Annotated in this window: 1 protein-coding gene and 1 pseudogene; both read right to left on the reverse strand. The window is 48.6% G+C overall.

The window, feature by feature from the left end:
• A partial coding sequence (locus R7Q47_RS26545; protein WP_318090302.1) for an aminotransferase class V-fold PLP-dependent enzyme occupies positions 1 to 871 on the reverse strand: 871 nt, incomplete at its 3' end.
• Positions 871 to 1,035 (reverse strand): annotated as a pseudogene (locus R7Q47_RS26550) (DJ-1 family protein); the annotation flags it as partial. The pseudogene R7Q47_RS26550 and the gene R7Q47_RS26545, both read right to left, overlap by 1 nt.

A 1,035-nucleotide genomic window follows, 5' to 3' on the forward strand; every position in this document is an offset into this window, starting at 1 on the left:
ACTCAATGGCTTTCGCTAAAGCAATCGCGCCCGCTACGTTTGGTGTGCCCGCTTCAAATTTGCCAGGAAGTGCTGAAAAGGTCGTTTTCTCGAAAGAAACACGTTCAACCATTTTACCGCCGCCGTGCCATGGTGGCATAGCTTCTAACAACTCTAGTTTGCCGTATAGGACGCCACTACCTGCTGGCGCATAGAGCTTGTGACCTGAGAAAACGTAAAAATCGATATCTGATGTCGATAAATCTAGCTGCTCATGCACGATGCCTTGTGCGCCATCAACTACAACTACCGCACCAACGCTGTGCGCTAGCTCGGTGATCTTTTCGATAGGTTGGCGTGTGCCTGTTACGTTGGTTATTTGTGCGCACGCGACGATTTTGCATCGCTCAGAGAGCTTTTGTTCAAACGCCTGCAAGTCAAACTGGCACTCGGGTGTCATTGGCACTTTCACGATTTTCGCGCCAGTTTGTTCGGCTACAATCTGCCACGGCACGATGTTGGCGTGGTGTTCCATCTCGCTAATCAAGAGCTCATCGCGCGGTTGTAAGGTGCTGCGAGCGTAAGTTTGTGCAATTAAGTTAAGTGCTTCGGTTGCGCCTCGCGTCCAAATGATTTCTTTAGAGCTGTTTGCACCAATAAACGTTGCTACGGCTTCGCGAGCGGCTTCAAACTGGCTAGTGGCGTTTGCTGTCAAACTGTGGCTACCACGATGCACGTTAGCATTTTGTGTACTGTAGTAACGGCTAATCACATCGATCACGCACTGTGGCTTTTGTGTTGTTGCTGCGCTATCAAGGTAAACTAAAGGCGATTGGTTTACGTCTTGATTTAGGGCCGGGAACTGTTCGCGTACAGCTTTTACGTCAAACATTACTCTTCACCAAATTCGTGATAATGCAGTGTTGGGATAGTGACTAGCGGTTCTGCGACCATCCATCCATGCTCTTTACCGGAAAGTTTGATAATGATTTCCATTGCAAACTCAAGTGCGGTTCCTGGTCCCTGACTTGTCAGTAGGTTGTGATTCACATCCAT

The sequence above is a fragment of the Vibrio sp. Vb0349 genome (genome assembly GCF_033338975.1).